Here is a 24,809-nt window from a genome sequence, read left to right as displayed (position 1 = left end):
TTAAAAATCGTCCGAATCATTGACTCTCTGATGTTGCCATTTAAGAGCAGGTGCAGTGGTCTAAAAAAACGACATGGAAGAAGCTGCACTATTGTGCATGCAATTCTCTGATCTGAAGAATTCAGTATGATACTCTCGTTCCTTTTTATTAACCGAGGTGATAAAAGAGTTAAACAAAACGCCTATGGTCCAATCAGATTTATAGCCAATACTGGAAGCCATTTTAATAGGAGTATTTCTGGTGTTTAACCTATACCCAAATGTTAACAAGTCCTTCTCATAGGCTGCATCGAAACAATAATGCCATAAGAAAGAATTGACCGGATAAGGAGTTTTTCCACTCTTCAGGTCATTCCAGGCACTATCGCAAAACGTCTTACCCTTCTCATCCAGACTGGCAATGGAAAAATCCTTACTAATACCTAACTCTGCTGCGGTATAGTCAAATCCTGCAATAGCAAGAAAACTGTGCGTATTTCGGGGAGGGTGAAATCCAATATAGTTGTTGATTTCTTGTACTCTTGTAATCAACGGCTTAACTTTCGCAGTGCAGGTAATAAAATCACCAGTTCCGTTTCTGCCATCTGGCAAAGGGTAGCCCATAGGGAAACATGACGCCCGGTTCAAATATTGGCTTATTGCCTGATCCAGCCCTAAACCCAAAAAACTTTCTGACTTAAGCTTGTAAGTATTGTCGTTTATCTTAACGGTGAAATCCTCATCCTTATCTACCTCATAAGCAATCTGTGTAGAAGCACCGCCCAGGTCAAGAACACCTACTGTGTCTCCCTGTAATTTTATGCGCGAGTTGTCATAATTCAGCGCCAGCCAGGCATAGAGTCCCTCTTTTCTGCCTGTTATTGTCGCCACTTCAATAGTGGCTGAAGGAAAGTTTTCTTTTAACCATTTTTCAATTCTATCATTCAGAGCTGCTCTTTTCTGAGGTCTGATTACCCGCATTCCGGCGGTTGAATAAAAGTAAATATTATTAATATTTTCTTTGCTGACTGAATCGAATAGCCGATCAAGATAGCCACTCACACTATCTACACTTTCTTCATGAACGCCTCCTTTTATTTTGCTTGGCGTTTTGTTCTTGATAACAGGAATTCCGTTGGCAGGGTCTGAGGAATGTTCATAGATATAGAGTCTTGAACCGGTACTGCCCGCATTGACTACTGCAGTTTTCTTTTCCGGATCAGAACCATAAACTGCCGTTACCACTGAGCACAAAATTGCAAAAATACTCGCTAACTTACCTGACGACATTACAGTCACACCCTGTTTTTCGGGGTCGAAACACCCGCCACTGAAACCTGATAAAGCGCTCGTTTTTCTGATCAATATTGACCCAGTGATAGTAGCAGAAGTTTGGGAGGATGAAGGTTTTGTATTTTAATTTTTTGCCTCGTCAGCAACAATGCTTCGGACAGTTTTAACCCATTGATATCAATCGGTTGGGCTCTCATGGCAATTTAAGGCAACTCGCTGGGACACCAGAATTGCCATTAAATTCGAGCCCTTGTGGCACAAGCCCCAGTACATCCATGTTAAGTCCTCAAAAAGCTGTGCAAAGTATTTTTTAACAGAAACTGGTCGATAGTTAATAAGGTTTGAAATAAAAAAATTATCAATAAATTAGAACGCATATATAAATGAACAATAAATCACCTTCATGGGGAGAACCTGCCCCCTGGTTCCACGCTCACACAACCAACAACCCTCAATTTGCTTTTTCCAGTCTCGGCGGACGTTTTGTCGGACTGGTCTTTCTCGGAGACTGCTCCGCAAAACCGGTCATCAAGTTTCTGGAAGCAGTCAGTCAATCAAACTTAATGACTCGTGACGACAAAAGCGTCCGTTTCGCAGTCACCCTGAATCAAAGAGACCTGCACAACCCCCAGGCACTGAAAGCATTCCCAAATCAACGTATTTTTTACGATGAAGGAGGAACTGTTTGCAGGCAATATGGAGCCATGGACAAACGCTCAGAACAGCAAGAAATTTTCTATCCTTATTGGTTAATTCTGGACCCAACGCTTCGTGTCTATGCCAAAGGCAATCTTGACGAGCCTGATATTTTTATAACAACTATGCAGAAGCTGCCTGACCCAGTGTATCACTCATCTCCAGATATAGAACCCTGGGCTCCGGTTTTGCTGGTGCCCAGGGTGCTGGAAAGCGACTTTTGCGAAACCCTTGTTCGTTATTATCAGAAAGGGCAGCCGGAGCCTTCGGGCTTTATGCGAACCGTTGGCGGCAAGACACTGGAACTTCAGGATAACCATGTCAAACGTCGAACCGACCTCAGTATTGACGATAAAAACCTGCAGGCAGCGTTGAAACATCGAATAAGAACCCGCCTCACTCCCGAAATAGCCAAAGCTTTTCAGTTTCAGGCCACACGCATTGAGCGCTATATTGTTGCCTGCTACGACAGCAGCAATGCGGGCTTCTTCAAAGAACACCGGGATAACACTACGAAGGGCACCGCACACCGGCGATTCGCTATCAGCATCAACCTGAATAGTGACGAATACGAAGGGGGAGAATTGTGGTTTCCAGAATACGGCAACCGTCGCTATAAGCCCCCCACAGGTGGTGCCATTGTCTTTTCCTGTTCTCTTATGCATGCAGCAACACCGGTAACCAGTGGCACCCGCTATGTCACCCTGCCATTTCTTTACGATGATGCGGCAGCCAGAATACGTGAAGAAAATAATCGCTACCTGGGCGACGGTGTTGAGCCTTATCAGTCAAACTAATCTCTGCCGGTGCTACCATGGTTTGGCAGCGAGCTTACCTGCTACGCCCAACTCGCTCAAACTGGCATATAACTCGCTGAACTTCATGCAAAAGTTCTCTACAGTCTCAATCTCTGGCAATCTTATCCGCGCCAATAACTTTCACTTCAATATCTTTCGCTTCGATATTTTGCACCTCAACATCTCGTTCATAAATGTTGAAGGATGTTAAGGAGTGTTTGAAAAGACAGCCAGCTATTAAGCCAAGAATGCAACCATCACAAGGGCGCCCCAAAAAGGCACCAACAGTGAAGCCAAAGGCTGCCATGTAACATTGCGGTTTTTTGCTTTCAAGTCGGTATATGTGTCTTACCGTTTGTTGTGAAGCCGGTTGACTCTGTTGAGTCGGTTGAGTCGATTTGATCTCGATTGGTGCCATAGTTATCTCCGAGTTTGAAGGGTTCATCAATACAACATATAGAGTCAGATGACATTTCCTCTTAAATGTTCCAGAAAAAAACTAACATGGAGGATAGTATTGCTAACATTTCAGACTATTCATGAACTCAACCCACCCAACACCTGGTTTCGTCCGGAAAAGAAACATCCTCTCGTGCTGAATGAATTGAGATCTGATTTTGGCTCGTCTGGCTTGCGGCTGATAGGCACCCCGGGATCACCCGAGGATGTAAACAGAATCTGAAAGAGTGTCACGCACTGTAAAAGTGATCTAATATATTTCAATAGATTCTAATAGGTACAAAATTATGAGGATCGTACGAACTAATCAGCATGGTCAGGTTACCATTCCCGCAGATATTCGAGCCAAGCTGGGCATTAATCAGGAAACTGAAATAAGCGTTAATCTCAATGATCATGGAGAAATCATTCTGACACCCGCCAAAAACCAGAAAGTGGATATTCGTAATTTACACAATAAATATTCAATGGATATGAGCCGGGAAGAATTCAATCAACTTATAGACGATAGCCGGTCGGATATCTGATATGTCGGTAGTCTATTTAGACTCATGCGTCGTTGTAGATGTGCTTGATACAAAAGCACCTCACTACGAGTGGGCTGTATCAGCACTGGAACAATACGAGGAGCTATCTATATCCCCAATAGCCTTTTCTGAAATATGTGCGCCTCTACGTACAGTTGAAGAGGCTTTGTCTTTACTTAAGGATCTTAATCTTACTCTCAGGGCTCCATGCCATAGAACTTTATTTCTGGCATCAAAAAAGCACCTTGAATATCGTCGCAGGGGCGGTAAGAAAAGTGGCGTATTGTCTGATTTTTTTATTGGTGCACAGGCAGCCGTTGAAAAAGGACGATTGATCACAAGAAATAAAGGGCGTTTCTCAACCTACTTCCCCACGTTGGATATTTTGTGCCCCTGAATTAATACAAAAAGCCCTTCTGCTTCAGATCAACTTCTGTTGAACCCTGCCTCTGCCATCAATAAGACTGACTTCTGCCAGGGTCCCATTAATCAGGGTCAGATTAGGTGGTAGATGCCCGATATCAACATCGTAGATAATAGGTATCTCAAGACCTTCCAGGACATAACTTAGTGCCTGATGATAAGTCAGGGATTGACCATGATGCTCATCAGGTGGATTTCGACCCATCAACAGCCCATTCAGAAGGTTAAAGATACCTCTGTACTTCAGACCCAACAACGCTCTGATCAGAGCAGTGGGAGAAAACTCTGCATTCTCCAGAAACAGTATAATTCCGTCCTCAGGGTATCTCTGCTGGAAAGCTTTTAAATCCAGATAGTTTGACCCTAAGAGATGACACAGGGTATCCAGACAGCCTCCCAACAAACGACCGGAAAACTCTACAACCTGCTGGTTCCCGCCCATAGATTTCCAGCACGTGGACTCAGTCAGGTTGAATAATGCATTGGGGTTTTCAGCGTAGGATGCTCCCCAGATTTGATACTTTTCTGATGAATATTGAGTGAATGCTTCAGTAGTTCCCAGATAAGCCAGAGTGTTGGTCGTTAAAGGCTCCTGCTGCGAACGATGGAGTTGCATCAGATTAGTACAATGAGCCGTCGCCCAACCGCATTGACTGGTGATTACAGACGTCAGCGTACTAATATCAGAGAAGCCCACCAGCCATTTGGGTTTTGCTTTGGCTATCTGGTCAAAGTCCAGCACTGAAAGCAGATCCATGGCAATCTCTCCTCCCCAGGGCGGCATAACTGCATCAATAGCGTCGTCCAGCAGAAAATCAGTTAGTTCCCTTGCCCTTTTCTTCAGTGGCGCACTGACATAATGATGGTTCGACCTGAGACACTGACCTTCAACCACAATGAAGCCCTGAGCGCGCAGATCATCAAGGCATCGATCAAGACGAGGGTGACAGGGTTCTGAAACACCCGAAGAAAATGCTGTGATTGCGATTCGACTGCCGGGTCTCAAAGGTGCAGGGTACTTCATTATCCGATTTCATCTTTTATCAGTTCTTTACGACTAAGCCATGAGCGTTTAGGCTTTTTTTCATTTTACTTTCCTGCTATTCACTGCCGCAACAAGGCAAAACATGATATCACCGCACGATCCTTTTCTTCAGCAACAAGGCCTGCTGATGGCCAGCAGTTACTTTACCCTGACGGGTCAGTTGCTTTTCGGACTGCCTCTGAAAGACCCCGAACTGGGTTTAAAGCTGTATGAACACTCGTCAGTGTTGTTGTCTCATGGCACACAAAGTGATCCGATTTTCTGTTATGGCAACCTGAGTGCCCAGTCTCTCTTTGAAATGGACTGGAACATCCTGACTCAAATGCCCTCCAGGCACTCTGCAGGGCAGCCCAACAGGGAAGAGCGGGCCAGATTGCTCAAAGAAGTCAGTGAACGCGGCTACATCAAAAACTATTCAGGTATCCGGGTTTCCAGTACCGGACGACGGTTTCTGATTGAGCAGGCGCTGGTCTGGAATCTCTACGATGAGGAAGATGAATACCGGGGTCAGGCTGCTGCATTCAGTGACTGGACTTTTCTTTGAGATCTCCCCGTATCTTCAAGGGCGACAGGTATAGATAGCCATTCAACTGAGCTATTCTGAACAATAGACGATCAAAGGATAATTTTTATGAAAGGACTCATTTTCAGCGGCCTCTGCTTGTTGTCCTTGCCCGCCTTTTCAGAAAACGACTTGCCTCTGCCATCACCGCCCGCTTCCGCAGAAGCTCATGATTATAAAAAGCAGAGCATCGAACAGTTGATCGACAGCGGAGACGATGAGGAGCTAGTGAGACTTTCCGGTCAAATCATCAAGAAGCTTAGATGTTCAATTTACCTGTTTCGAGATAAAACCGGAGAAATCCAGATTCAGATTAAGAATGACGACATACCCAAAAAGGGTCTGCTCTTCCGCTCCCCTACCATCATCAAAGGTGAGGTCACGAAAGACCCAAACAAACCCATTGTAGTGGAAGCCGACAAGATTCTTTATGTTTTCTAAAGACTAATCCGCCCCCGTGCATTCCAGATCTCCGATCATTACTGAGTGCGGTCACCGACCACCAGGAAGTCGGAGTTGAGCAGTAAATCTCCGGCACCCTCCAGCGTTATATTTTGGATAGGCAAAATATGACCAATATTTATTTTTCAGGCATTTTTTCCGGGTAAATTTAGTTTTTTATGGCAGTATTTAGTTTTTACCGCTACTAAAAATCTAACATAATCTGTAATTATGTAGACTTAATCTACGCCGTCGACATGGATGCACGACGAATCGTGTCTAACTCCACTCTTGCGTAGGGTTTAGGGTCTGGGCGACCCCGTCGAGCTGTAACCTGTCTCGACCGTAATTATCAAGGTTCAAACTCGCACTGTAATCCCTATCATGCAGAGTTTTACATTTTGGACACCGCCACTCACGATCAGACAGAGTAAGATTGTCATTTACGTAGTCGCAAGTATGAACCGCACACTTCTTCGAGCTGGGAAAGAACCGATCTGCAATCACAACCTGGCATCCTCTCAGCTCTGCCTTGTATTCAACAAGTTCTCTCAGCTTACCGAAACCTGCGTCACTGATTGCTCTTGCCAGTTTGCGGTTTTTTACCATGCCTTTGACATTCAGATTTTCGAGGGTGATTATTTTGAATCTTGACGTCAGATAATCACTTACCTCATGTAGTACGGCTGATCGCTGGTTAATTATCCGGTAATGCAGTTTGGCAACCGCTCGCTTGGCTTTCACATAGCGGTTGCTTCCCTTTGTTTTGCGGCTTAACGCCCTCTGTTTCCTGTTAAGGCGTTTCAGAGAGCCTTTCAGTTTCTGATTAGCAGTAAAGGTTTTGCCATTCGAACAAATAGCTAAACCTTTGATGCCAAAATCAACGCCTACAGACTCATGGCTTTGTGCTTTTGGGTGGTAATCCTGAGTGTCTACCAAAATAGAAGCGAAATACTTTCCGGCTCGCTTACTGATCGTCACCTGACAAGGTGTTCCGGTGAATCTCAGTTCCTGGCGCATCTTGATGCGGGTTTTCAGTTTCTCAATGCGAAGTGTTCTGCCATCAACATCGAACTTGGGTTTTTCTCTGAGAGAAAAACTGTCGTGTAGTCCTCGCTTCTTGAATCTTGGATAACCTGCTTTTTCTCCCTTCTTCACCCGACGGAAGAAGTGAGTAAAGGCGTCATGAAGATCGTCGATTGTATTCCTGGTGACACGTTGGCTGACTTCGGCATACCAGGGAAACTCAAGCCTGAGTTCTTGGTATTTTTCATTCGCAGCCTTCTTTGACCATTTAACGCCTTCTTGATTGAAATGTGCCAACAGTTGATTGAACGCATGACGACGAGAACCACAAGCCCTATCAAGATAATCGGCTTGTTGTTTTGTCGGTCAGAGTTCAATCTTGTGAGCTAACAACATCTTGCAAAGTCTCAAGCATTTTTTCGTATAACCTGAGTTCGCCAACCTTTTGCAGAACAGCAGGCTTCCAGTAACTCTTGCTGCCTGTCTAAGTCTGGCTTTTGGTCGTGACCGGATACTCTGCAATAGCAAAGCGTTGGCGCAGCTTCGTTACTGTAGCCCATCAATTCAGACACGTCGTAGTAACAAGTTCCAACTTTGGTCTTTCTGGCAGGAAGCAGCTCACCTGCACTTTCCGATTTTCAAAGTGTTATTGGGTCTGTACCATGTAAACGAGCTGCCCCACCTAATCTTCACTAATCACTTATCCATGCTTGAGATCTTATAAGATAGTTTTAGATTATAATAGATTTCTGCGAACTGTTTTTAACCCTCACAGATATGGAGCAGTTCCGGGAATACATAAATTGCAGGTCGGCGGCCAGATCCTTCCCTGAGCGTCACAATGGGACCATCCGGCACATGCAACTTGCGCAAAAGACCGTGCAGAGTAGGCTTACTGATACCAGACCGTTTAGCAAAATCGTTCACTTGAAAGATAGGTCTGTCAAAGAGTGTATCTATCAGTTGCATAGTGAACTTTGAGCCTGTCGTTTGCTGAACACTGACTTTAGTCTTCTCATATAACGACATGATCGTTTTTACTTTCTGAACGTTCTCTTTAGCCTGAATCAGTATGGCTTTGAGAAAAAATTCAATCCATCCTGTCCAGTCGCCTTCCTGGTAAATCCTCTTCAGCCGTTCGTAATATTCATCCCGGTGTGCTTCCAGATAACCTGAAAGATAAAACATAGGACTGGAGAGTCTCTGTTTACTGTATAAAAACAGCGGTATAACCAAACGACCAATACGACCATTGCCATCCTTGAATGGGTGTATCAGTTCAAATTGAGCATGAACAATGGCGGTCTGAGCCAATACATCAAAATCATTCTCGCCCAGATAATGATTCCAGGCTTCAAGATGATCCATCAGCTTTATGGGGTCCGGGGGAACAAAGGTTGCGGTCTCCAGGGTACATCCAGCTCGACCAATCCAATTCTGATCCTTTCGAAAAGCACCCGGTGCTTTGCCTTGCCCTCTTACACTGTCCAGTAGTAGCTGATGTAACTGTAACAAGAGGCTTAAAGAGATGGTTCGCCCTTCAGCCAGGTACTCCTGAGCCAGCATCAATGCTTTTCGATAGTTCAGTATTTCCTGAATGTCTGTATTTTTTCTCTCGTCAAATTGAGCACCTGCTTCATGCTCAAGCACCTCTTCAACCGTGGCCTGGGTCCCTTCAATCCTCGATGATAACACCGCTTCCTGATTCATCAAGGGCGATAGCATGACCGCAAGATTAATGATTCCCTGCAGCAAACCACTGTATTCAGCAAGTGCCGCATTAGCTTCACCAACCAGCGTGATGAGACAGCTGAAATCAAGACCTTGAAGGGGAAGCGTATCAGGTATATACGGGGTCATGCCAAAACCTTGTGTATTAAAAAAAAGAATATTTAATATATAAATCCTTTTGTGTCTGTCGTATCCAACACAAAATTTTTTATTAAAAATTGCAATATTTAATACACAATAACGGTAGCGTACTGAACCTGATACACAAATCAGATTTTGTATTAAATTAATTGATTTTTAATACAAAAAATACAAATCACTCGGCCACTTTATCTTTCCTAACAGATTAAGAGTGTCAACCAGCAAAATCCGCGAAGTTTCCAGACGGGGCTTCCATTACATTATCCAAACCTGCCTTCCAGTAGCATGCTCCTCCTGGGAATATTGCTCTGGCAGGCAGGTTTGACTTATTCAGACTCCTAAAGACCAATTAATAACCGAGCATTCCAGATCTTCGACCAGTCCTGAGTTCGATCACCCACCACCAGAAAATCGGAATTCAGCAGACTCTCTTTGAAGTTGTAGGAAAAGCGCTTGCCGTGAGGGTCCAGCAGTAAGCCTCCGGCACCTTCCAGTATCGCCTGAGCTGCTGCGGTATCCCACTCGGATGTCGGCCCCAGCCTTGGGTAGATGTCTGCCAGCCCTTCTGCGACATGGCAACTCTTGAGGGCACTGCCGACAGGCCTTACCTCCAGATTGGGATAGAGCGCTCTGAGTTTTTCAATAAATACAGCAGCTCTTTCGGTGCCATAACTGCGACTGCCCAGTGCCACAGTTTCCTTTCCTGGCTGAAAACTTCTTGGAGTAATACTGACCGCAGGCTGGTCCTCAGTTTGCTTGAAAGCCCCCAGGTCACTGCCACCCCAATAAATAGTATTCTCATCAGGGACGTGAACCACACCCAATACCGGGTAGCTTCGACCATCTTCTGACTTTTCCATCAAGGCGATATTCACAGTGAACTGGCCATTTCCATTGATAAACTCCTGGGTGCCATCCAGGGGGTCCACCAGCCAATAGCGTTCCCACTGGCAGCGTTCGGTAAAAGCGGTATGCTCCGACTCTTCTGATAAAATCGGGTATTGAACGTCCAGAGCCTTCAGGCCCCGCTCAATCACTTCGTTGGCTTTGAGATCTGCCACAGTAACCGGCGTTTTGTCAGATTTATGCTGAACACCCAGATCTTGCTGATGGTAAAGGGTCAGGATGGCCTCTCCGGCCTCTCGGGCAATCTGCTTTACGGACTCAATCAGCTTGTTGTCAAACATCAGGATTCTCCAGCCATCCGGCCTGAATTTTCTCTCTGACCAGAAACAGGGCAGCCAACGCCCTTGCTTCGGAAAAGTCCGGCCTTTCGTTCAGTTCCAGCAAGCGGTCAAAGGACCACTCAACCACTTCCAGGGGCTCTGGCTCATCCCCTTCGAGCTTTTCTTCATAAAGATCCCAGGCCACCATTGAGTGTATTCTGCTTTTCATGTAGTTGGGTGACTGGGTAAATGAACTCAGGTACTTCCATTGCCGGGCTCCATAACCGACTTCTTCCTTTAGCTCGCGGTTACCGCCTTGTTGCAGACTTTCTTCCGGCTCAACCAACCCCTTGGGCAGAGTCAACTGATAGTCTTCGGTACCACCGGCATACTCGCGGATCATCAGAAAACGATGATTATCCAGCAGCGGCACCACCATGACCGCCTGATGCCCTGTTCCAAAAGAACCCAATCGTTCATAGGTTCTTTCAACACCATTGGAGAATTTGAGATCCAGTTCTTCTATTCTGAACAGACGAGTGCGTGCAATTTCACGACACGCTTTGATGACCGGTTTTTCTGACATGATTCCCTGCCTCTTGTTCAGCCGTTATTATATGTGTCTAAGCCATTGCTTACATACGTCGATGGACACTTAATTCACTTAGCCTTGCGCCAATAATACAGCAAGATTGCCGTTCAGGGTCTGGATACGCCATTATGACAACAGAAGAATATCGAGGTGATTATGATTAACTGGAATACCATAGATACGGTTCTCCTCGATATGGATGGCACACTGTTGGATCTCCATTTTGATAACTACTTCTGGATGGAATATGTGCCTCATAAATATGCCGAAAAACACAGCATTACTCTGCAGCAGTCGAAAGAAGAGTTGCATCCGAGGGTAGCCCAGACATACGGCAAGTTGGAATGGTACTGCCTGGATTACTGGGCCAGAGAGCTGGACCTGGATATCATCGCTCTGAAGCAGGAGCTGGTTCATTTGATCAGCTTCAGACCCGGTGCCGACCGTTTCCTGCAAAATATCCGCGACCGGGGCAAGAAAGTGATCATGATCACCAATGCTCATCGGGACAGCCTGTCGCTGAAGCTGGAAAGACTCTCCATGGCCCACTACTTTGACAGACTGATCAGCTCCCATGATTACGGCTACCCGAAGGAAACCCAGGCATTCTGGCACAACCTTGAAGCCGATATAGGAACGGACAAGGAACGAGCCCTGTTCATTGATGACAGCCTGCCGGTTCTGGATTCTGCCAAAACCTATGGCATCGCCCATTTACTGGCTATCCGTTACCCAGACAGCAAACAGGGTGCTAAAGATACTGGTGAATATCAGGCTGTTGAAGATTTTCACGAGCTTATTCATCTTTGATTAGGCTTTGAAAACCAGTTTAATGACTTTTGAGAGTAATGAATGGCCAAGCAAAGTAGTGTTCACAACAAACAGTCGGACAAAGTACGCCTGGACAAGTGGCTCTGGGCTGCCCGCTTTTACAAGACCCGAAATATCGCCAAAGAAGCTATTGAAGGTGGCAAGGTGCACCTGAATGGCCAGCGCTGCAAACCCGGTAAAGAGCCCAAAGTAGGTGACCAGCTGAAACTGCGTACCGGTTGGGATGAAAGAGTAGTGATTGTTCGGGAACTCTCTGACAAACGTCAGAAAGCCGAGTTGGCACAACAACTCTACAAAGAGACTGCGGCCAGCATCCAGTCTCGTGAGGTGGCAGCAGAACAACGCAAGGCAATGCGCGGTGCCATGGCGCCGAGGCCGGATCGCCGTCCGGATAAAAAACAGAGAAGGGATATTCTCAGGCAGAAATCCAACCTGGCCGATTAATGTCAGATCAGATAAACAACACCTTTTTCCACCTTTGAGAGAATTAGGGTCAGTTTGTCACCAAGGCATGGGCCTGCCACACACTCTCCTGACTCAATGAGAAACAGAGCCCCATGAGTAGCGCACTGGATCAGTCGCTTTTCGCTGTCCAGAAAGCGGTCTTGCTGCCATTCCAGATTAATACCGAGGTGTGGGCAACTGTTTTCGTAGACGAAGACCTCTTCATCTCGACGGACAACGAAAATAGAGCCTTTTTCGGTTTCGAAACCTTTACTTCCCGGGTTTTCAAGATCATCAACAGCGCAGAGTTCCAACAAGTTTCCAGTTCCTGAGTTTGATGGCTGCTCAGAAAATAGATTCTTCAAACAGCCATGAGCCGACAATGGCGCTCACTGCGCATCATCAAGGGAGATACGAAGCCTGAAAGAACAGTATCGACCCATAATAATCGAGCTGATTTAAAACTCATAGCGCACTCTGGCTGAAAAACTGTCGGTGGTGTAGTGCTGACTCCAGTTATGGTCATATCCTGCTCTGAGTGTCCAGTGATGACCACTTTTGACGGCAAAAGCAAGACCTGCAGTGAGACGATAGGGGTCCCTGTCCTGCCCAGTCACTTTGAGAGTTGAGCCGTCAGCCAGGTAGGTCGCTTTGAATTCGCTTCCGGATGAAATAAAGTCGTAATAGCCCATCAGTGTCAGCTCAGGTTTAAAGACGGTCTGACGTCCCCAAATGGCTCCGTTAAACTTGAATCCAGCACCCAGCTCAGCTGTGAGGTAGTCATCATTTTCAATTTTTCGCTCGAACCCGGAGTTTCCCTTTTCAGAATAATCCTGGATCCGAAGCTGACCATAACTGAACAAAGCCCGAGGCACCAGACTCCAGCTACCCAGCTGCCAGGCGGTGCTACCAGTGACTCTGAGGCCCCACTGGTCAGCCTTGAAGTCGCCTTTCACTCTTTGGCCATTAACTGTTTTTTTACTGTCGTTGGAACCACTTCCCACAGATGCCATGGCGTTCATGGACAGTCTTCGGTAATTCCAGCTGCCATAGAGCGAGGTCAGATAACTTTGTTGACGGGTACTGGCGCCATCATCCATATCAATAGAGGCTTTGGATAAGGTCATGGCAAACCCGAATCTGATATTACCTTCCAGCTCACCGTCCACTCCCAGCGTCATGCCTCCCACCTGATTCTTGAAGCCCATTTCCTGAGCAACAGCCTCCTGTTCACCCTCGGTATAAAGAAGCTGACCCCAGGCTGCACCATCGACAAACTGGTCGCCATAACTAAAACCACGACGAATGCCTTGATTACGACTGAAAATGATATTGTGAACGTTATTGGTCAGAGTCAGCCCTGTTTTTTGAACTGCGGCCGAAGCCTCCGGTTGAATTTCATTAGCCTGGGCAGAAGCCACTACCGTGGCTAAAGCCGCAACGGGTAAAAAATAATTGCGCGAAATTTTCACAATCCTTGTGCCTTCCTTGTTCTCAGTGCTGATTCAAGTCATTAATGTAGGCAGGAGGTTGCCTGTTCTCGGTCAACCTCCGGACTTTTTCTGATATCTGCTATTGTCATCGGATCATTCAGACAATGTCTTAGTAAGAATCACTGAAGCCCATTCCATGCAGTGGTTATATTCTTCCGCTTTCTACATCTTTCAAAAAATCCACGAGCGCTTGCCGGTAATTTTCCGGATCATCCCACATAGAGCAATGACTGCCGTTATCACAGAGCACCAGCCTGCTGTGAGGCAGAATGGAAGCCATCTGCTTCTGATCGTCCGGCGCCGTAGTGTCGTAGCGTCCAGCCAGTACCAGTGTTGCAACACGGATCCCGGCCAGATCATTCCAACGATCCCAGCCCAGCAGATTGCCGGTAAAAACAAACTCATTATTACCCTGCATAGTGTTGTAAACACTCAGATTCCTGTGATCAAAGGCCCTGTTCAGGGCTTCAGGCCAGCTCGGCAATCTGCAAATGTACTTGCGATAGAGATGTTCCATCAAAAGAGAAGGGTGCTCTTCATTGTCCAGATCGTTCGCTGCTTCGAATGGTTGTATTTGATCGACCACTTCCGGTGGCAACTGCTCCCGAAGGTGCTTGGTATGAGCCATATAGGAATGAATACTGCCGGTGATGCTGCCGAGAATCAGTCCTTTCAGATATTTTTGGTACCTAAGTGCATATTCAATTGCCCACAAGCCACCACAGCCGTGGCCAAAGAGGTAAAAATCCTCCAGGCCCAACGCCGTCCGAACCTGTTCGATCTCATCAATGAATCGTTCCAATTGCCAAAGTGATCCATCTTCAGGCTGATCTGAGCACCATGAACCCAGTTGATCATAAAAAATGACCTCCACTCCTTGAGGAGCAAGAAAATCTTCCAGACATTCCAGGTACTCATGGGAACACCCCGGCCCACCGTGCAGTGTCAGTAACCTTAATGGCCCAGAGCCCACCCGCTGAGTCCAGACCCGATAACCGTTATCCAGTGTCACCCACTGAACTCCCGGTGCGTTGTGCTTCTCTTGTTTGGTCATCATGCCAGTACACTGTTTAGACTTCGCAACGGATTCAGTGTAGGCAGTTTCTGTGGAAAAAGAGGCAATGCACTCATTTACCTACTACTATTTCCGAGCCATCGTTTAGCTAAATTATTTATCTTTCAACGGTTTGTCGATTTTATTGAAGACTCATGCCCTGATCCTGGTTCTCACCTTGCTGGCTTGCTCAAACCAAACCAGTGCATCCACAGCCTGCCAGAAAACTTTTGGGCCTGCTGGAGGCAATATATTGCTATCAGGAATAAGTGTTTCATCGGGAGACAACCTGTAGATCACAATCCCTTACAGCAGCCATCGTATTACTTTGCTAAATGACTCACAGGGGGTCGGTCCCAAACCAACTCAGCAGAGCATCTGAAAGAGAAACGGCTCAGTCGCTTTTCCCGTTAAAGTTCCCAATAGGCAGAAAGAGTCTGACAAGAGGGAGACTCAACGGGGTTCTGTGGAAAACTCTCTATGGAAGCTGTGGATAAATACAGTTGTCAGCAGCGATCAGTTTAAATAGATAAATTCCATAGTCGTCCAGAGGCCTTTATTTATGTGATGTTTTTTTTGTCGCTTTCTTTAAGCTCACGGGAAAAAACCTGTGCATAAAAAGTGTATAACAGATTGTGCACCCTTCTTGAGCAAGTTCATCTCCTTTGCTGACTCGAAAAAGGCTGGCCTTTTTTTCAGAGTTCCGAGACACTTGAGTGACGACTTCTGTCTGCACCGGCGAACAGACATAGGCCATGGCAAACCCATTACCGCAGTAAGAAAGCATTAAATCCGACAGCCCCCAGACCCGGATGGAATCATGAACCCCGGAAAAATATTCAAATGATTATCGAGGCGTTCACATGGGCCTTCTCAAGGGCAGTAAAAGGCGCACGTCAGGCAGGACTTGTGCAGGAGGTTGCTGCGATTGCAGGGAAGTACCAGCGAAACAAAAAAGCCTGGCAACCCCATCTGGAGCAAACCCGCGCTGCCATCAATGCCGCCATAAAGGAAGCAGATCCTGCTGAACCCATTCTGATTCTGGGCTCAGGACTGGGCCTTGATCTTCCACTGCAAACACTCAACGATCATCCAACCGGTGCCCTATTGTTCGACGCCGTAAAGCCGCCGCAGCTTGCTGCCAAGCTGAAACAGTATCCAAATATTAAATTTGAACTAAGGGATGTCACCGGCCTTCTCGAGGAACTTTGTAGCAACTTCAGCAGCAAGAAGATTAGCCTGCCCACTTCTGCACCGCTGCCGCTCAAGGGTTTCAGCCTGGCAATTAGTGTGAATATGCTTTCACAGATTCCGTTATCATTCTCCAACAGCCCACCGGAAGGCGACGCGGAAATACGCATGATGACGGCTATCCAGAAAGCCCACATCATGACTTTAAAAGCGATGGGCTTTACCATTCTCTTAATTTCTGATTACGAACGCCACGAGTACAAAGACGATGGCATTGAGGTTATCACGACCGTTGCGTACCCCCTTTGGCCCGGTAAACCTGTAAATGAATGGGACTGGCATATTACACCATCAGGCGAAAGCAGAAATGGTCAGACCACAATCCTTAAGGTGGGTGTCTGGAAAATCCCTGCTGAGTTAGCGATGGCCTTGAATGAATCAACGACTCAAGGCAGCCAGTCTTCTTCCATAATCTGATCAAATGTCCATGGGCAAATCTCAGGAAAGCTGTGTTCATCAAGCTGCTGATGCTTCATCACATATCGATTCATTTCTTTAATCGCAAGCAGTTTTCCGTCTGGGTAGGCTTCATCCATACTGATGTTCAACATACCCTTGAGATGAGGTCGCTTCTTCAGGAGCTTCCTAATTGCAATTCTTGTTCGGTCTATAGTTGCCATCCAATCTCTGCAGTTATAAGGCTCAGGCAGCACAGGATTCAGAACTCGAATCTGATACTCATATTTCAGTAAATGGAGCAGGAGTGTCGTCAAACGAGATTCCAAGGTATCCAACTCACTGCTCATATCATGGATTTCCCCAATCAGGTTATCTACATCAAGCTGGTCAAATTGACGGTTGGTCAGATACTCTTTCTGCTGCTCAACCCAGCGATAAAAATCGCTCTCATACAGGTTTTTCACGAATAGCCTCCTATCCGGCTCAAACTCAGAGGTATAGTCTACATTTTCTTCTCATCAGGTATTACTGCATCAAACGGCAACCAATCTTCTTCCATAATCTGATCAAATGTCCATGGGCAAATCTCAGGAAAGCTATGTTCATTCAGTTGCTGATGGGGCTGAACATAGTCATTCATTGCCTTGATAGCCAAGACCTTTCCATCAACATAAGCTTCATCGAAAAGGCTTTTCACCTCACTCTGAAGATGAGGCCGTCTCTTTATAAGCTTGTTAATTGCCAGCCTTGTTCTATTAATTGTTCCTTTCCAATCTCTGCAGTTATAAGGCTCGGGCAGCACAGGATTCAAAACTCGAATCTGATAATCATATTTCAGTAAATGGAGCAGGAGTGTCGTCAAACGAGATTCCAGGGTATCCAACTCACTGCTCATATCATCGATTTCCCCAATCAGGTTATCTATATCAAGTTGGTCAAATTGACGATTGGTCAGATACTCTTTCTGTTGCTCAACCCAGCGATAATAATCAGTCTCGTATAGATTTTTCATGAATTGTCTCCTGTCCGGCTTAGGCCCGAGAGTATAGTTTATGTTTTCTTTTTGTCAGGAATCACCACATCAAACGGCAGCCCCTTTCTCAGGACAATCTGGCTGAAATAGAGATTAATAGCCTGGGAGGTCGTTAGTCCCAGTTTACGAAGCACTTGTTCCGCTTCTTCCTTTAACGCTTCGTCGATACGCGCTCTGACGGTGGTTTCTTTAGCCATAGTGGTATCTCCCGTGACATATTTCTGACTGGAATTCATGATTTCCTGTATGGTACATGAAACAGACGACCAACGGATGCGTTGTTCCTGCTACGCTTTTCCCGATAAGTGTTAAACTATCTAGATTGTTTGGCTGCCTGCACATTCGTTGTGAGCACTTTTACCTCACCTAGGGCACTTGCCAGTTTTTTTGTCGAAGCAACTCGATAACCTATTCCGGAGGAATCAATTTAATGGGCCGACGCCATAAAACCCACGCTGTTCAGGTTGGACACATTACCATCGGTGGCGATGCGCCTGTGGTCGTCCAATCCATGACGGATACGGATACTGCTGATGTCGAGCGTACGGTTGAGCAAATAAAGCTTCTGGCGGACGCTGGCTCTGAGATTGTCCGGGTGACGGTCAATACCGAAGAAGCGGCTGCTGCAGTTCCGGCCATCTATGAGAAGCTGGCCCAACAGGGCTACAACGTCCCTATTGTCGGCGACTTTCACTACAATGGTCATATTTTGCTGACCAAGTACGATGATACCGCCCGCCTGCTGCACAAATATCGCATTAATCCGGGCAATGTTGGCTTTGGCAACAAGAAAGACGATCGCTTCAACGCCATGATTGACGTAGCCATAAAGTACGACAAACCGATTCGTATCGGGGTGAACTGGGGCAGTCTGGATAAAGAGCTGTCGACTCGTTTAATGGATGAAAACGCACGTTCTGAAAACCCTAAATCCTCTCAGGAAGTTCTGCACGAAGCTCTGGTACTCTCCGCGTTGACCAGTGCCGATGCAGCCGTAGCAAGAGGGCTGGGGGCCAACAAAATTGTTATCTCCTGCAAGGTCTCCCGGGTACAGGACCTGATCAGTGTCTACGAAATGCTCTCAGAGCGTTGTGAATATGCACTCCACCTGGGTCTGACCGAAGCGGGTATGGGCAGCAAGGGGATTGTTTCGTCCAGTGTTGCCATGGGCGTATTGCTTCAGCAGGGCATTGGCAACACCATTCGTACCTCCCTGACTCCAGAGCCCAATGGCAGCCGTGATCGAGAGGTGATTGTTTCCCAACAGATATTACAGGCACTGGATGTCCGTAGCTTTTCTCCTGAGGTGACCGCCTGCCCCGGCTGCGGTCGAACCACCAGTACTTTCTTCAGGGTTCTGACGGATGAAGTCGACGCCTTTCTGCGTACCAAAATGGTGACCTGGCGTCACAAATTTGTGGGTGTGGAAGAAATGAAAGTAGCGGTTATGGGTTGTGTTGTTAACGGTCCCGGTGAGAGTAAACATGCCAACATCGGCATCAGTCTGCCCGGAACCGGTGAAGCACCTTCGGCACCTGTGTTTATCGACGGTCAAAAAGTAACTACGCTCAAGGGTGACAATATCACTGAAGAGTACAAGGAAATGATTGAAGAGTACGTCCACAAAACTTACTCACCCAGGGAATCACTAATTGCCACCCAGTAATCGCTCAATCAAATTCCTTAGAAGCCCGCTCAGCGGGCTTTTTTATGCTCCGGTACTTGATTACTCTGCTTCTTTTGGCTCAGGTTTTTCCTGATCAACCATCTCCGGTGTTTCCAGACTGATCCGTCCGAGGCCACCGCTGCGGAATTCATTCAGGAGAATCTCAGAGACCTTATGAAGATCAGCTATACCGCCTCTTCTCATGCAGTTTCTGCGGGCAGCAATCACATCCATCAGTTCGATATCACTGGAAGGCAACTCATTGATCTGAAAACGCTGCCTGAGAGCTTCCGGGTATGCTTTCAGAAAATATTCAGCGGCAAACAGGGCGATGTCTTCGTATTCCAGAACCGCATCTTTAATCGCTCCGGAAATGGCCAGTCGATATCCACAGGCTTCCGGCTCCAGCTTGGGCCAGAGGAATCCGGGCGTATCCAAAAGCATCATGCCATTAGGTAACTTGATGCGCTGCTGCTGCTTGGTAACTGCGGGGACATTTCCGGTTTTGGCAATAATACGGTTGGCAAGCGTGTTGATCATGGTGGACTTGCCGACATTGGGAATCCCCAGGATCATGGCTCTCATGCCTTTGATATCGAGTTTGCGTTCTACCATGCTCTCGGACAGCTTCAGAACACCACGCACTTTTTCCGGCTGACTTTGGGTCAGGGCAATGGCCTTAACCCCTTCTTCCTTTTCCATCTCCCTGATCCACCGCTCTGTGACAGCAGGATCAGCCAGATCACTCTTGTTCAAGACCTTAATGTAGGGCGTTTTACCACGCAGAGAAGGCACCAGAGGGTTTCCGCTACTGAAAGGAAGACGGGCATCCAGAACTTCGATGATCAGATCGACTTCCGGAACCACTTTCTTGATCTCCTTTCGAGCCTTGTGCATATGCCCGGGAAACCAGTTAATTGCCATAACAACACCTTTGTATACTGAAGGCCGGTATTCTATATGCTCCGGAGCAATCTAGTAACCCAGGCTTTTATCTATTGCTGGCGGCATTTCTCCCTGCTCAATAAGCGCTACGTCTGCAACAATCTGTTCCATCGCCCGCTCAATCGGAGTAGGAGCTGCAACATGAGGCGTAACAATAACCCGTCTGTTCTGCCAAAGGGGATGCTTGTTGTCCAGTGGCTCAACTTCAAACACATCCAGCACGGCGCCCCTCATGCGGCCTGTTTCCAGAAGATTTTGCAAAGCCTCTATCTCGATAACATCGCCCCGTCCTCCATTAATAAGAACACTGTCTTCAGGCAGCTTTTCCAAAGCCTTCTGATTCAACAACTTTTGGGTAGAAGGTGTTGAGGGCAAGAGATTGACCAGCACTCTGGAGTGTTTCAGAAGGTAGTCCAATCCTGCATCGCCTGATACAGCATTAACACCGTCGACCTGCTTTTCAGTTCGACTCCAGCCAATGACCGGGAATCCTGAATCGCTGACTGCCTTTGCCACTGCTTTACCAATAACACCAAGACCGAGAATGCCTACCGTCCATTCTGACTTTTTGCTTATTTTATGGGGCTGCCAATGACTATCTAGCTGTTGCTGCCTGTAATAATCAAAATCTCGATAGAAATGCAGCAGACCATATATCACATAATCCGACATGTATTCCTCCATGCCGACTCCTCTTAACTTGAAGACTGGAAGATCAGCAGGAAGGCTCTCAAGATTTACCAGTCCATCAACACCGACACCTTGGTTAAATACTGCTTTTAATTGGGTCTGTTGTTGAAAGAATTCGGCCGGAGGTTGCCAGATCACTGCATAATCCGCCAGCCAGTCGTGACACGCTTCTTCAACCCAATGACGTACGTCTGCATCAGGAAAAGCGTTCCTGACGGCTGAAGTCCAAAGTTCACTATTTTTCTTGTTATACACAATGATTTTCATCAACCTTAACTCCTTGGTAGATCATGAACTAATAATTAAAAATAACGCCCTGAGTCGCGACCAGAAAAAGCCTGACCACTGGGATGGATAATGCGGCCTTATTAACAGATATTGATTAAGAACAGTTAATGTCCTGCACTGCAATAATTTGAATACAGCTTTTCTATCATTGTGATAGTCATTGCCAATTTCCAATTTCATCTGCTTGCCTCTAACTTTTATTTTATACAACAAGAGGACAATTCCATGAATGTATCCAAACAGTTAGAAAATAAACAAGATAGTTTCGATGTTTCAGTTAAGCAATCCAAAAAGCAAAACGATTGCAATTTCAACGATGACTATTACGGAGACAGAGTCTGTCTTGCACCTTCTAACCAAAAGAAATAACAATTTGCAGATTCGAGCATTAATAAATTCTTGATAGAATGCTGCAACTCTACAAAGTCGTTCTGGATGATCCTGTCAATTGCGAGTTCGGTTACCAAAATACAAAAACCCCAGCTGATCTCTCAACTGGGGTTTTGCTTTATTCAATGCCTGGCGATAATCAACTCTCACATGTGGAAGCCCCACACTACCAGAGGCTGTCGCAAAACTCTAACAACTCGTTCCCACGCTCTGCGTGGGAATGCATACCTCCCCTGAAAAGCGGACTCTGCAGCGCGAGATGGCTATGGGTTCTCACGCTGGAGCATGGGAACCAGAGTTTTGCGACAGCCTCACCATCGGTGGGGGCCGCCCAGGTGGGGCCGCCCAGGTGGGGGCCGCCCAGGCATGTGTCGTTTCACTTCTGTTCTGCCACATTCCTTTGCCCACAAAACAAAAACCCCAGTCAATCTCTCAACCGGGGTTTTGCTTTATTCAATGCCTGGCGATGACCTACTCTCACATGGGGAAACCCCACACTACCATCGGCGATGCGTCGTTTCACTACCGAGTTCGGGATGGGATCGGGTGGTTCCAACGCTCTATGGTCACCAGGCAAAACTGGTCGAGCCGTTGGCTCTCGAGCTGGAAGCTTTAAGCTGGAGGCTTGAAGCTGTTTCTCGAAAACTAAGGCTCTGGAATCCAAATCTCTTTTAAGCTGTGTCGTCTATTCTTGCTCAACACTCTCGTTCACTGTGTACGGCTTCAAGCTTCCAGCTTCCAGCTTTTGCTGGCAGCTTCGCTGCGCAAATCGCTTTGGCGTTATATGGTCAAGCCTCTCGAGTCATTAGTACGGGTTAGCTCAACGCCTCACAACGCTTACACACCCCGCCTATCAACGTCATAGTCTTTAACGTCTCTTATGGGCCTTACGGCCAGGGAAGTCTCATCTTGAAGGGGGCTTCCCGCTTAGATGCTTTCAGCGGTTATCCCGTCCGAACTTAGCTACCGGGCAATGCGTCTGGCGACACAACCCGAACACCAGTGGTTCGTCCACTCCGGTCCTCTCGTACTAGGAGCAGCTCTCCTCAAACTTCCAACGTCCACGGCAGATAGGGACCGAACTGTCTCACGACGTTCTAAACCCAGCTCGCGTACCACTTTAAATGGCGAACAGCCATACCCTTGGGACCGGCTTCAGCCCCAGGATGTGATGAGCCGACATCGAGGTGCCAAACACCGCCGTCGATGTGAACTCTTGGGCGGTATCAGCCTGTTATCCCCGGAGTACCTTTTATCCGTTGAGCGATGGCCCTTCCATTCAGAACCACCGGATCACTATGACCTACTTTCGTACCTGCTCGAGATGTTCCTCTCGCAGTCAAGCTGGCTTGTACCATTACACTAACCGCACGATGTCCGACCGTGCTTAGCCAACCTTCGTGCTCCTCCGTTACTCTTTGGGAGGAGACCGCCCCAGTCAAACTACCCACCACACAATGTCCCCGATCCTGCTAAAGGACCTGGGTTAGAACCTCAATATTGCCAGGGTGGTATTTCAAGGTTGGCTCCATGCAGACTGGCGTCCACACTTCAAAGCCTCCCACCTATCCTACACAAGCAACATCAAGATCCACTGTGAAGCTGTAGTAAAGGTTCACGGGGTCTTTCCGTCTAGCCGCGGATACACTGCATCTTAACAGCGATTTCAATTTCACTGAGTCCTGGGTGGAGACAGCGTGGCCATCGTTACGCCATTCGTGCAGGTCGGAACTTACCCGACAAGGAATTTCGCTACCTTAGGACCGTTATAGTTACGGCCGCCGTTTACTCGGGCTTCGATCAAGAGCTTCTCCGAAGATAACCCCATCAATTAACCTTCGAGCACCGGGCAGGCGTCACACCGTATACGTCCACTTACGTGTTAGCACAGTGCTGTGTTTTTAATAAACAGTCGCAGCCACCTGGTATCTTCGACCAGCCTCAGCTTACGGGGCAAGCCCGATCACCAAAGCCGGCGCACCTTCTCCCGAAGTTACGGTGCCATTTTGCCTAGTTCCTTCACCCAGGTTCTCTCAAGCGCCTTGGTATTCTCTACCTGACCACCTGTGTCGGTTTCGGGTACGGTCCCTCTTGACCTGAAGCTTAGAAGTTTTTCCTGGAAGCCTGGCATCAACCACTTCCCCACCTTGGTGGGTTCGTCATCAGTTCTCGGCTTTGTGAACCCGGATTTGCCTGAGTCCACAGCCTACGACCTTAAACAGGGACAACCATCGCCCTGCTGGCCTAGCCTTCTCCGTCACTCCATCGCAGTCAAAAGGGGTACAGGAATATTAACCTGTTTCCCATCGATTACGTCTTTCGACCTCACCTTAGGGGCCGACTCACCCTGCGCCGATTAGCGTTGCGCAGGAACCCTTGGTCTTCCGGCGAGGGAGCCTCTCACTCCCTTTATCGTTACTCATGTCAGCATTCGCACTTCTGATACCTCCAGCCCACCTTCCGGTGAACCTTCAACGGCTTACAGAACGCTCCTCTACCGGTTCAGTTGTCAGTTTGCAGTTGTCGGTTGTCAGTTTGAACTGAGTTATTTAAAACTCTTGTGCAAACTAACCAACATCTTACTGACTTGGTTGTATTCGGTTTTGAGGTCTTGCCATTGCTGATCGTCAATGTAATTGAGATCAAGGCAGTACCTTAACCAAACTCTCATTTCGTCAGATGATCCGATAGCCATCAATATGAACCTTCGAAACTCTGCTTTTGAGATGATCAGTTTCCCATGTCCTTCAGCAATATTTGCACAGATTCCTTTACTGGCTCTGCGCATCTGATCAGCAAGTCCATGCATTTGTTCAATTCTCGGAAATTCCAGCGAGAGCTTGTGAACTTTCAAAGAAAGCTTATAGGCCCGTTGAAATACTTCTAAATCTTCAAATCGCTGCATACTTACTTCTCATACTGCCAACTGACAACTGTAAACTGACAACTGAACCCCGTAGCTTCGGTGAATAGTTTGAGCCCCGTTACATCTTCCGCGCGAGCCGACTCGACCAGTGAGCTATTACGCTTTCTTTAAAGGGTGGCTGCTTCTAAGCCAACCTCCTGGCTGTCTGGGCCTTCTCACATCGTTTCCCACTTAACTATTACTTTGGGACCTTAGCTGACGGTCTGGGTTGTTTCCCTTTCCACGACGGACGTTAGCACCCGCCGTGTGTCTCCCGTGATTGCACTCATCGGTATTCGGAGTTTGCATGGGGTTGGTAAGCCGGGATGGCCCCCTAGCCCAAACAGTGCTCTACCCCCGATGGTGAGACACGAGGCGCTACCTAAATAGCTTTCGAGGAGAACCAGCTATCTCCGGGCTTGATTAGCCTTTCACTCCTATCCACAAGTCATCCCCTGGCTTTTCAACGACAGTGGGTTCGGTCCTCCAATCAGTGTTACCTGATCTTCAACCTGCTCATGGATAGATCGCCCGGTTTCGGG

Annotated in this window: 23 protein-coding genes, 2 rRNA genes and 1 pseudogene (1 of these 26 only partly in view); 9 read left to right on the top strand and 17 right to left on the bottom strand. The window is 47.2% G+C overall.

The features are described from left to right. Window positions 1–60: 60 nt before the first annotated feature. Window positions 61–1,269, bottom strand: coding sequence for a hypothetical protein (locus ACOJUO_RS08540; protein WP_422136306.1), 1,209 nt, complete (start codon window positions 1,267–1,269; stop codon window positions 61–63). Between the two features lie 386 nt (window positions 1,270–1,655). On the opposite strand from ACOJUO_RS08540, the gene ACOJUO_RS08535 reads away from it, so the two are divergent. Then, complete coding sequence (locus ACOJUO_RS08535) at window positions 1,656–2,765, top strand: 2OG-Fe(II) oxygenase (RefSeq protein WP_422136305.1); 1,110 nt, start codon at window positions 1,656–1,658, stop codon at window positions 2,763–2,765. A gap of 106 nt (window positions 2,766–2,871) precedes the next feature. Here the strand turns inward: ACOJUO_RS08535 and ACOJUO_RS08530 are convergent, their stop codons facing one another. Beyond that, window positions 2,872–3,183: a hypothetical protein gene (locus ACOJUO_RS08530; RefSeq protein ID WP_422136304.1), complete on the bottom strand. Its 312-nt coding sequence runs from the start codon at window positions 3,181–3,183 to the stop codon at window positions 2,872–2,874. Window positions 3,184–3,511: 328 nt separating this feature from the next. Here ACOJUO_RS08530 and ACOJUO_RS08525 point away from each other — a divergent pair, with 328 nt between their 5' ends. Both ACOJUO_RS08525 and ACOJUO_RS08520 read left to right on the top strand, forming a co-directional pair. Further along, window positions 3,512–3,751: an AbrB/MazE/SpoVT family DNA-binding domain-containing protein gene (locus ACOJUO_RS08525; protein WP_422136303.1), complete on the top strand. Its 240-nt coding sequence runs from the start codon at window positions 3,512–3,514 to the stop codon at window positions 3,749–3,751. Between the two features lies 1 nt (window position 3,752). Next, entirely contained in the window at window positions 3,753–4,148 is a 396-nt protein-coding gene (locus ACOJUO_RS08520; RefSeq protein WP_422139523.1) for a type II toxin-antitoxin system VapC family toxin, read from the top strand. 24 nt (window positions 4,149–4,172) lie between these two features. Here ACOJUO_RS08520 and ACOJUO_RS08515 read toward each other — a convergent pair whose 3' ends face one another. After that, window positions 4,173–5,198 carry a S66 family peptidase gene (locus ACOJUO_RS08515; RefSeq protein ID WP_422139522.1) on the bottom strand — a complete coding sequence of 342 codons (1,026 nt, stop codon included), beginning with the start codon at window positions 5,196–5,198 and terminating at the stop codon, window positions 4,173–4,175. A 103-nt stretch (window positions 5,199–5,301) separates the two neighbouring features. Between ACOJUO_RS08515 and ACOJUO_RS08510 the strand changes: the two genes are divergently transcribed. Continuing rightward, window positions 5,302–5,763, top strand: a complete 462-nt coding sequence (locus tag ACOJUO_RS08510) for an MEKHLA domain-containing protein (RefSeq protein ID WP_422136300.1) — start codon at window positions 5,302–5,304, stop codon at window positions 5,761–5,763. Window positions 5,764–5,850: 87 nt separating this feature from the next. Beyond that, window positions 5,851–6,222, top strand: a complete 372-nt coding sequence (locus ACOJUO_RS08505; protein ID WP_422136299.1) for a NirD/YgiW/YdeI family stress tolerance protein — start codon at window positions 5,851–5,853, stop codon at window positions 6,220–6,222. Between the two features lie 279 nt (window positions 6,223–6,501). Here the strand turns inward: ACOJUO_RS08505 and ACOJUO_RS08500 are convergent. The 4 genes and pseudogenes from ACOJUO_RS08500 to nudE form a co-directional block, all read right to left on the bottom strand. Further along, window positions 6,502–7,602, bottom strand: a pseudogene (locus ACOJUO_RS08500) (RNA-guided endonuclease InsQ/TnpB family protein); the annotation flags it as partial. A 408-nt stretch (window positions 7,603–8,010) separates the two neighbouring features. Next, window positions 8,011–9,108: a Fic family protein gene (locus tag ACOJUO_RS08495; RefSeq protein WP_422139521.1), complete on the bottom strand. Its 1,098-nt coding sequence runs from the start codon at window positions 9,106–9,108 to the stop codon at window positions 8,011–8,013. A 350-nt stretch (window positions 9,109–9,458) separates the two neighbouring features. Further along, window positions 9,459–10,307 (bottom strand): 3'(2'),5'-bisphosphate nucleotidase CysQ, encoded by an 849-nt coding sequence (gene cysQ, locus ACOJUO_RS08490; RefSeq protein WP_422139520.1) that lies wholly within the window; start codon window positions 10,305–10,307, stop codon window positions 9,459–9,461. After that, on the bottom strand, window positions 10,300–10,872 hold the full coding sequence (nudE, locus tag ACOJUO_RS08485; RefSeq protein ID WP_422136295.1) for an ADP compounds hydrolase NudE: 573 nt from the start codon (window positions 10,870–10,872) through the stop codon (window positions 10,300–10,302). Before nudE ends, cysQ begins: the two co-directional genes overlap by 8 nt. A gap of 162 nt (window positions 10,873–11,034) precedes the next feature. Here nudE and yrfG point away from each other — a divergent pair, with 162 nt between their 5' ends. Continuing rightward, window positions 11,035–11,688 (top strand): GMP/IMP nucleotidase, encoded by a 654-nt coding sequence (gene yrfG, locus ACOJUO_RS08480; protein ID WP_422139519.1) that lies wholly within the window; start codon window positions 11,035–11,037, stop codon window positions 11,686–11,688. A 42-nt stretch (window positions 11,689–11,730) separates the two neighbouring features. Next, window positions 11,731–12,153, top strand: coding sequence for a ribosome-associated heat shock protein Hsp15 (gene hslR, locus ACOJUO_RS08475; protein ID WP_422136293.1), 423 nt, complete (start codon window positions 11,731–11,733; stop codon window positions 12,151–12,153). A 2-nt stretch (window positions 12,154–12,155) separates the two neighbouring features. On the opposite strand, the gene ACOJUO_RS08470 is transcribed toward hslR, so the two are convergent. The 3 genes from ACOJUO_RS08470 to ACOJUO_RS08460 all read right to left on the bottom strand — a co-directional run bounded on the left by ACOJUO_RS08470 (window position 12,156) and on the right by ACOJUO_RS08460 (window position 14,703). Further along, window positions 12,156–12,470, bottom strand: coding sequence for a Rieske (2Fe-2S) protein (locus ACOJUO_RS08470; protein WP_422139518.1), 315 nt, complete (start codon window positions 12,468–12,470; stop codon window positions 12,156–12,158). 141 nt (window positions 12,471–12,611) lie between these two features. Next, window positions 12,612–13,625 carry an autotransporter outer membrane beta-barrel domain-containing protein gene (locus tag ACOJUO_RS08465; RefSeq protein ID WP_422139517.1) on the bottom strand — a complete coding sequence of 338 codons (1,014 nt, stop codon included), beginning with the start codon at window positions 13,623–13,625 and terminating at the stop codon, window positions 12,612–12,614. Between the two features lie 166 nt (window positions 13,626–13,791). Next, entirely contained in the window at window positions 13,792–14,703 is a 912-nt protein-coding gene (locus ACOJUO_RS08460) for a proline iminopeptidase-family hydrolase (RefSeq protein WP_422136290.1), read from the bottom strand. Window positions 14,704–15,543: 840 nt separating this feature from the next. Between ACOJUO_RS08460 and ACOJUO_RS08455 the strand changes: the two genes are divergently transcribed. Beyond that, complete coding sequence (locus ACOJUO_RS08455) at window positions 15,544–16,368, top strand: hypothetical protein (RefSeq protein WP_422139516.1); 825 nt, start codon at window positions 15,544–15,546, stop codon at window positions 16,366–16,368. Here the strand turns inward: ACOJUO_RS08455 and ACOJUO_RS08450 are convergent. Genes ACOJUO_RS08450 through ACOJUO_RS08440 form a run of 3 tightly spaced genes read right to left on the bottom strand, consistent with a single transcriptional unit; the run spans window position 16,338 to window position 17,580 of the window. Further along, a complete protein-coding gene (locus tag ACOJUO_RS08450; protein ID WP_422136288.1) occupies window positions 16,338–16,814 on the bottom strand; it encodes a DUF29 domain-containing protein in 477 nt (158 codons plus the stop codon). The genes ACOJUO_RS08455 and ACOJUO_RS08450 overlap by 31 nt on opposite strands. A gap of 38 nt (window positions 16,815–16,852) precedes the next feature. Next, window positions 16,853–17,362 carry a DUF29 domain-containing protein gene (locus ACOJUO_RS08445; protein WP_422136287.1) on the bottom strand — a complete coding sequence of 170 codons (510 nt, stop codon included), beginning with the start codon at window positions 17,360–17,362 and terminating at the stop codon, window positions 16,853–16,855. 38 nt (window positions 17,363–17,400) lie between these two features. Further along, entirely contained in the window at window positions 17,401–17,580 is a 180-nt protein-coding gene (locus tag ACOJUO_RS08440) for a type II toxin-antitoxin system RelB/DinJ family antitoxin (RefSeq protein ID WP_422139515.1), read from the bottom strand. A 233-nt stretch (window positions 17,581–17,813) separates the two neighbouring features. Here ACOJUO_RS08440 and ispG point away from each other — a divergent pair, with 233 nt between their 5' ends. Then, window positions 17,814–19,049, top strand: coding sequence for a flavodoxin-dependent (E)-4-hydroxy-3-methylbut-2-enyl-diphosphate synthase (ispG, locus tag ACOJUO_RS08435; protein WP_422139514.1), 1,236 nt, complete (start codon window positions 17,814–17,816; stop codon window positions 19,047–19,049). 60 nt (window positions 19,050–19,109) lie between these two features. On the opposite strand, the gene ylqF is transcribed toward ispG, so the two are convergent. From ylqF to ACOJUO_RS08415, 4 genes are all read right to left on the bottom strand, one after another. Further along, window positions 19,110–19,973: a ribosome biogenesis GTPase YlqF gene (gene ylqF, locus ACOJUO_RS08430; protein ID WP_422139513.1), complete on the bottom strand. Its 864-nt coding sequence runs from the start codon at window positions 19,971–19,973 to the stop codon at window positions 19,110–19,112. A 51-nt stretch (window positions 19,974–20,024) separates the two neighbouring features. Continuing rightward, complete coding sequence (locus ACOJUO_RS08425) at window positions 20,025–20,951, bottom strand: 2-hydroxyacid dehydrogenase (RefSeq protein ID WP_422136283.1); 927 nt, start codon at window positions 20,949–20,951, stop codon at window positions 20,025–20,027. A gap of 869 nt (window positions 20,952–21,820) precedes the next feature. Further along, window positions 21,821–21,936: ribosomal RNA gene (gene rrf, locus ACOJUO_RS08420) — 5S ribosomal RNA — on the bottom strand. A 210-nt stretch (window positions 21,937–22,146) separates the two neighbouring features. Continuing rightward, a 23S ribosomal RNA gene (locus ACOJUO_RS08415) occupies window positions 22,147–24,809 on the bottom strand; it runs 819 nt beyond the window's last position.

The organism is Endozoicomonas sp. ALC020 (assembly GCF_049275935.1).
Classification (GTDB): domain Bacteria; phylum Pseudomonadota; class Gammaproteobacteria; order Pseudomonadales; family Endozoicomonadaceae; genus Endozoicomonas_A.
Note: the sequence above shows the minus strand (reverse complement) of the source record. Positions and strands in the feature narration are given on the sequence as shown.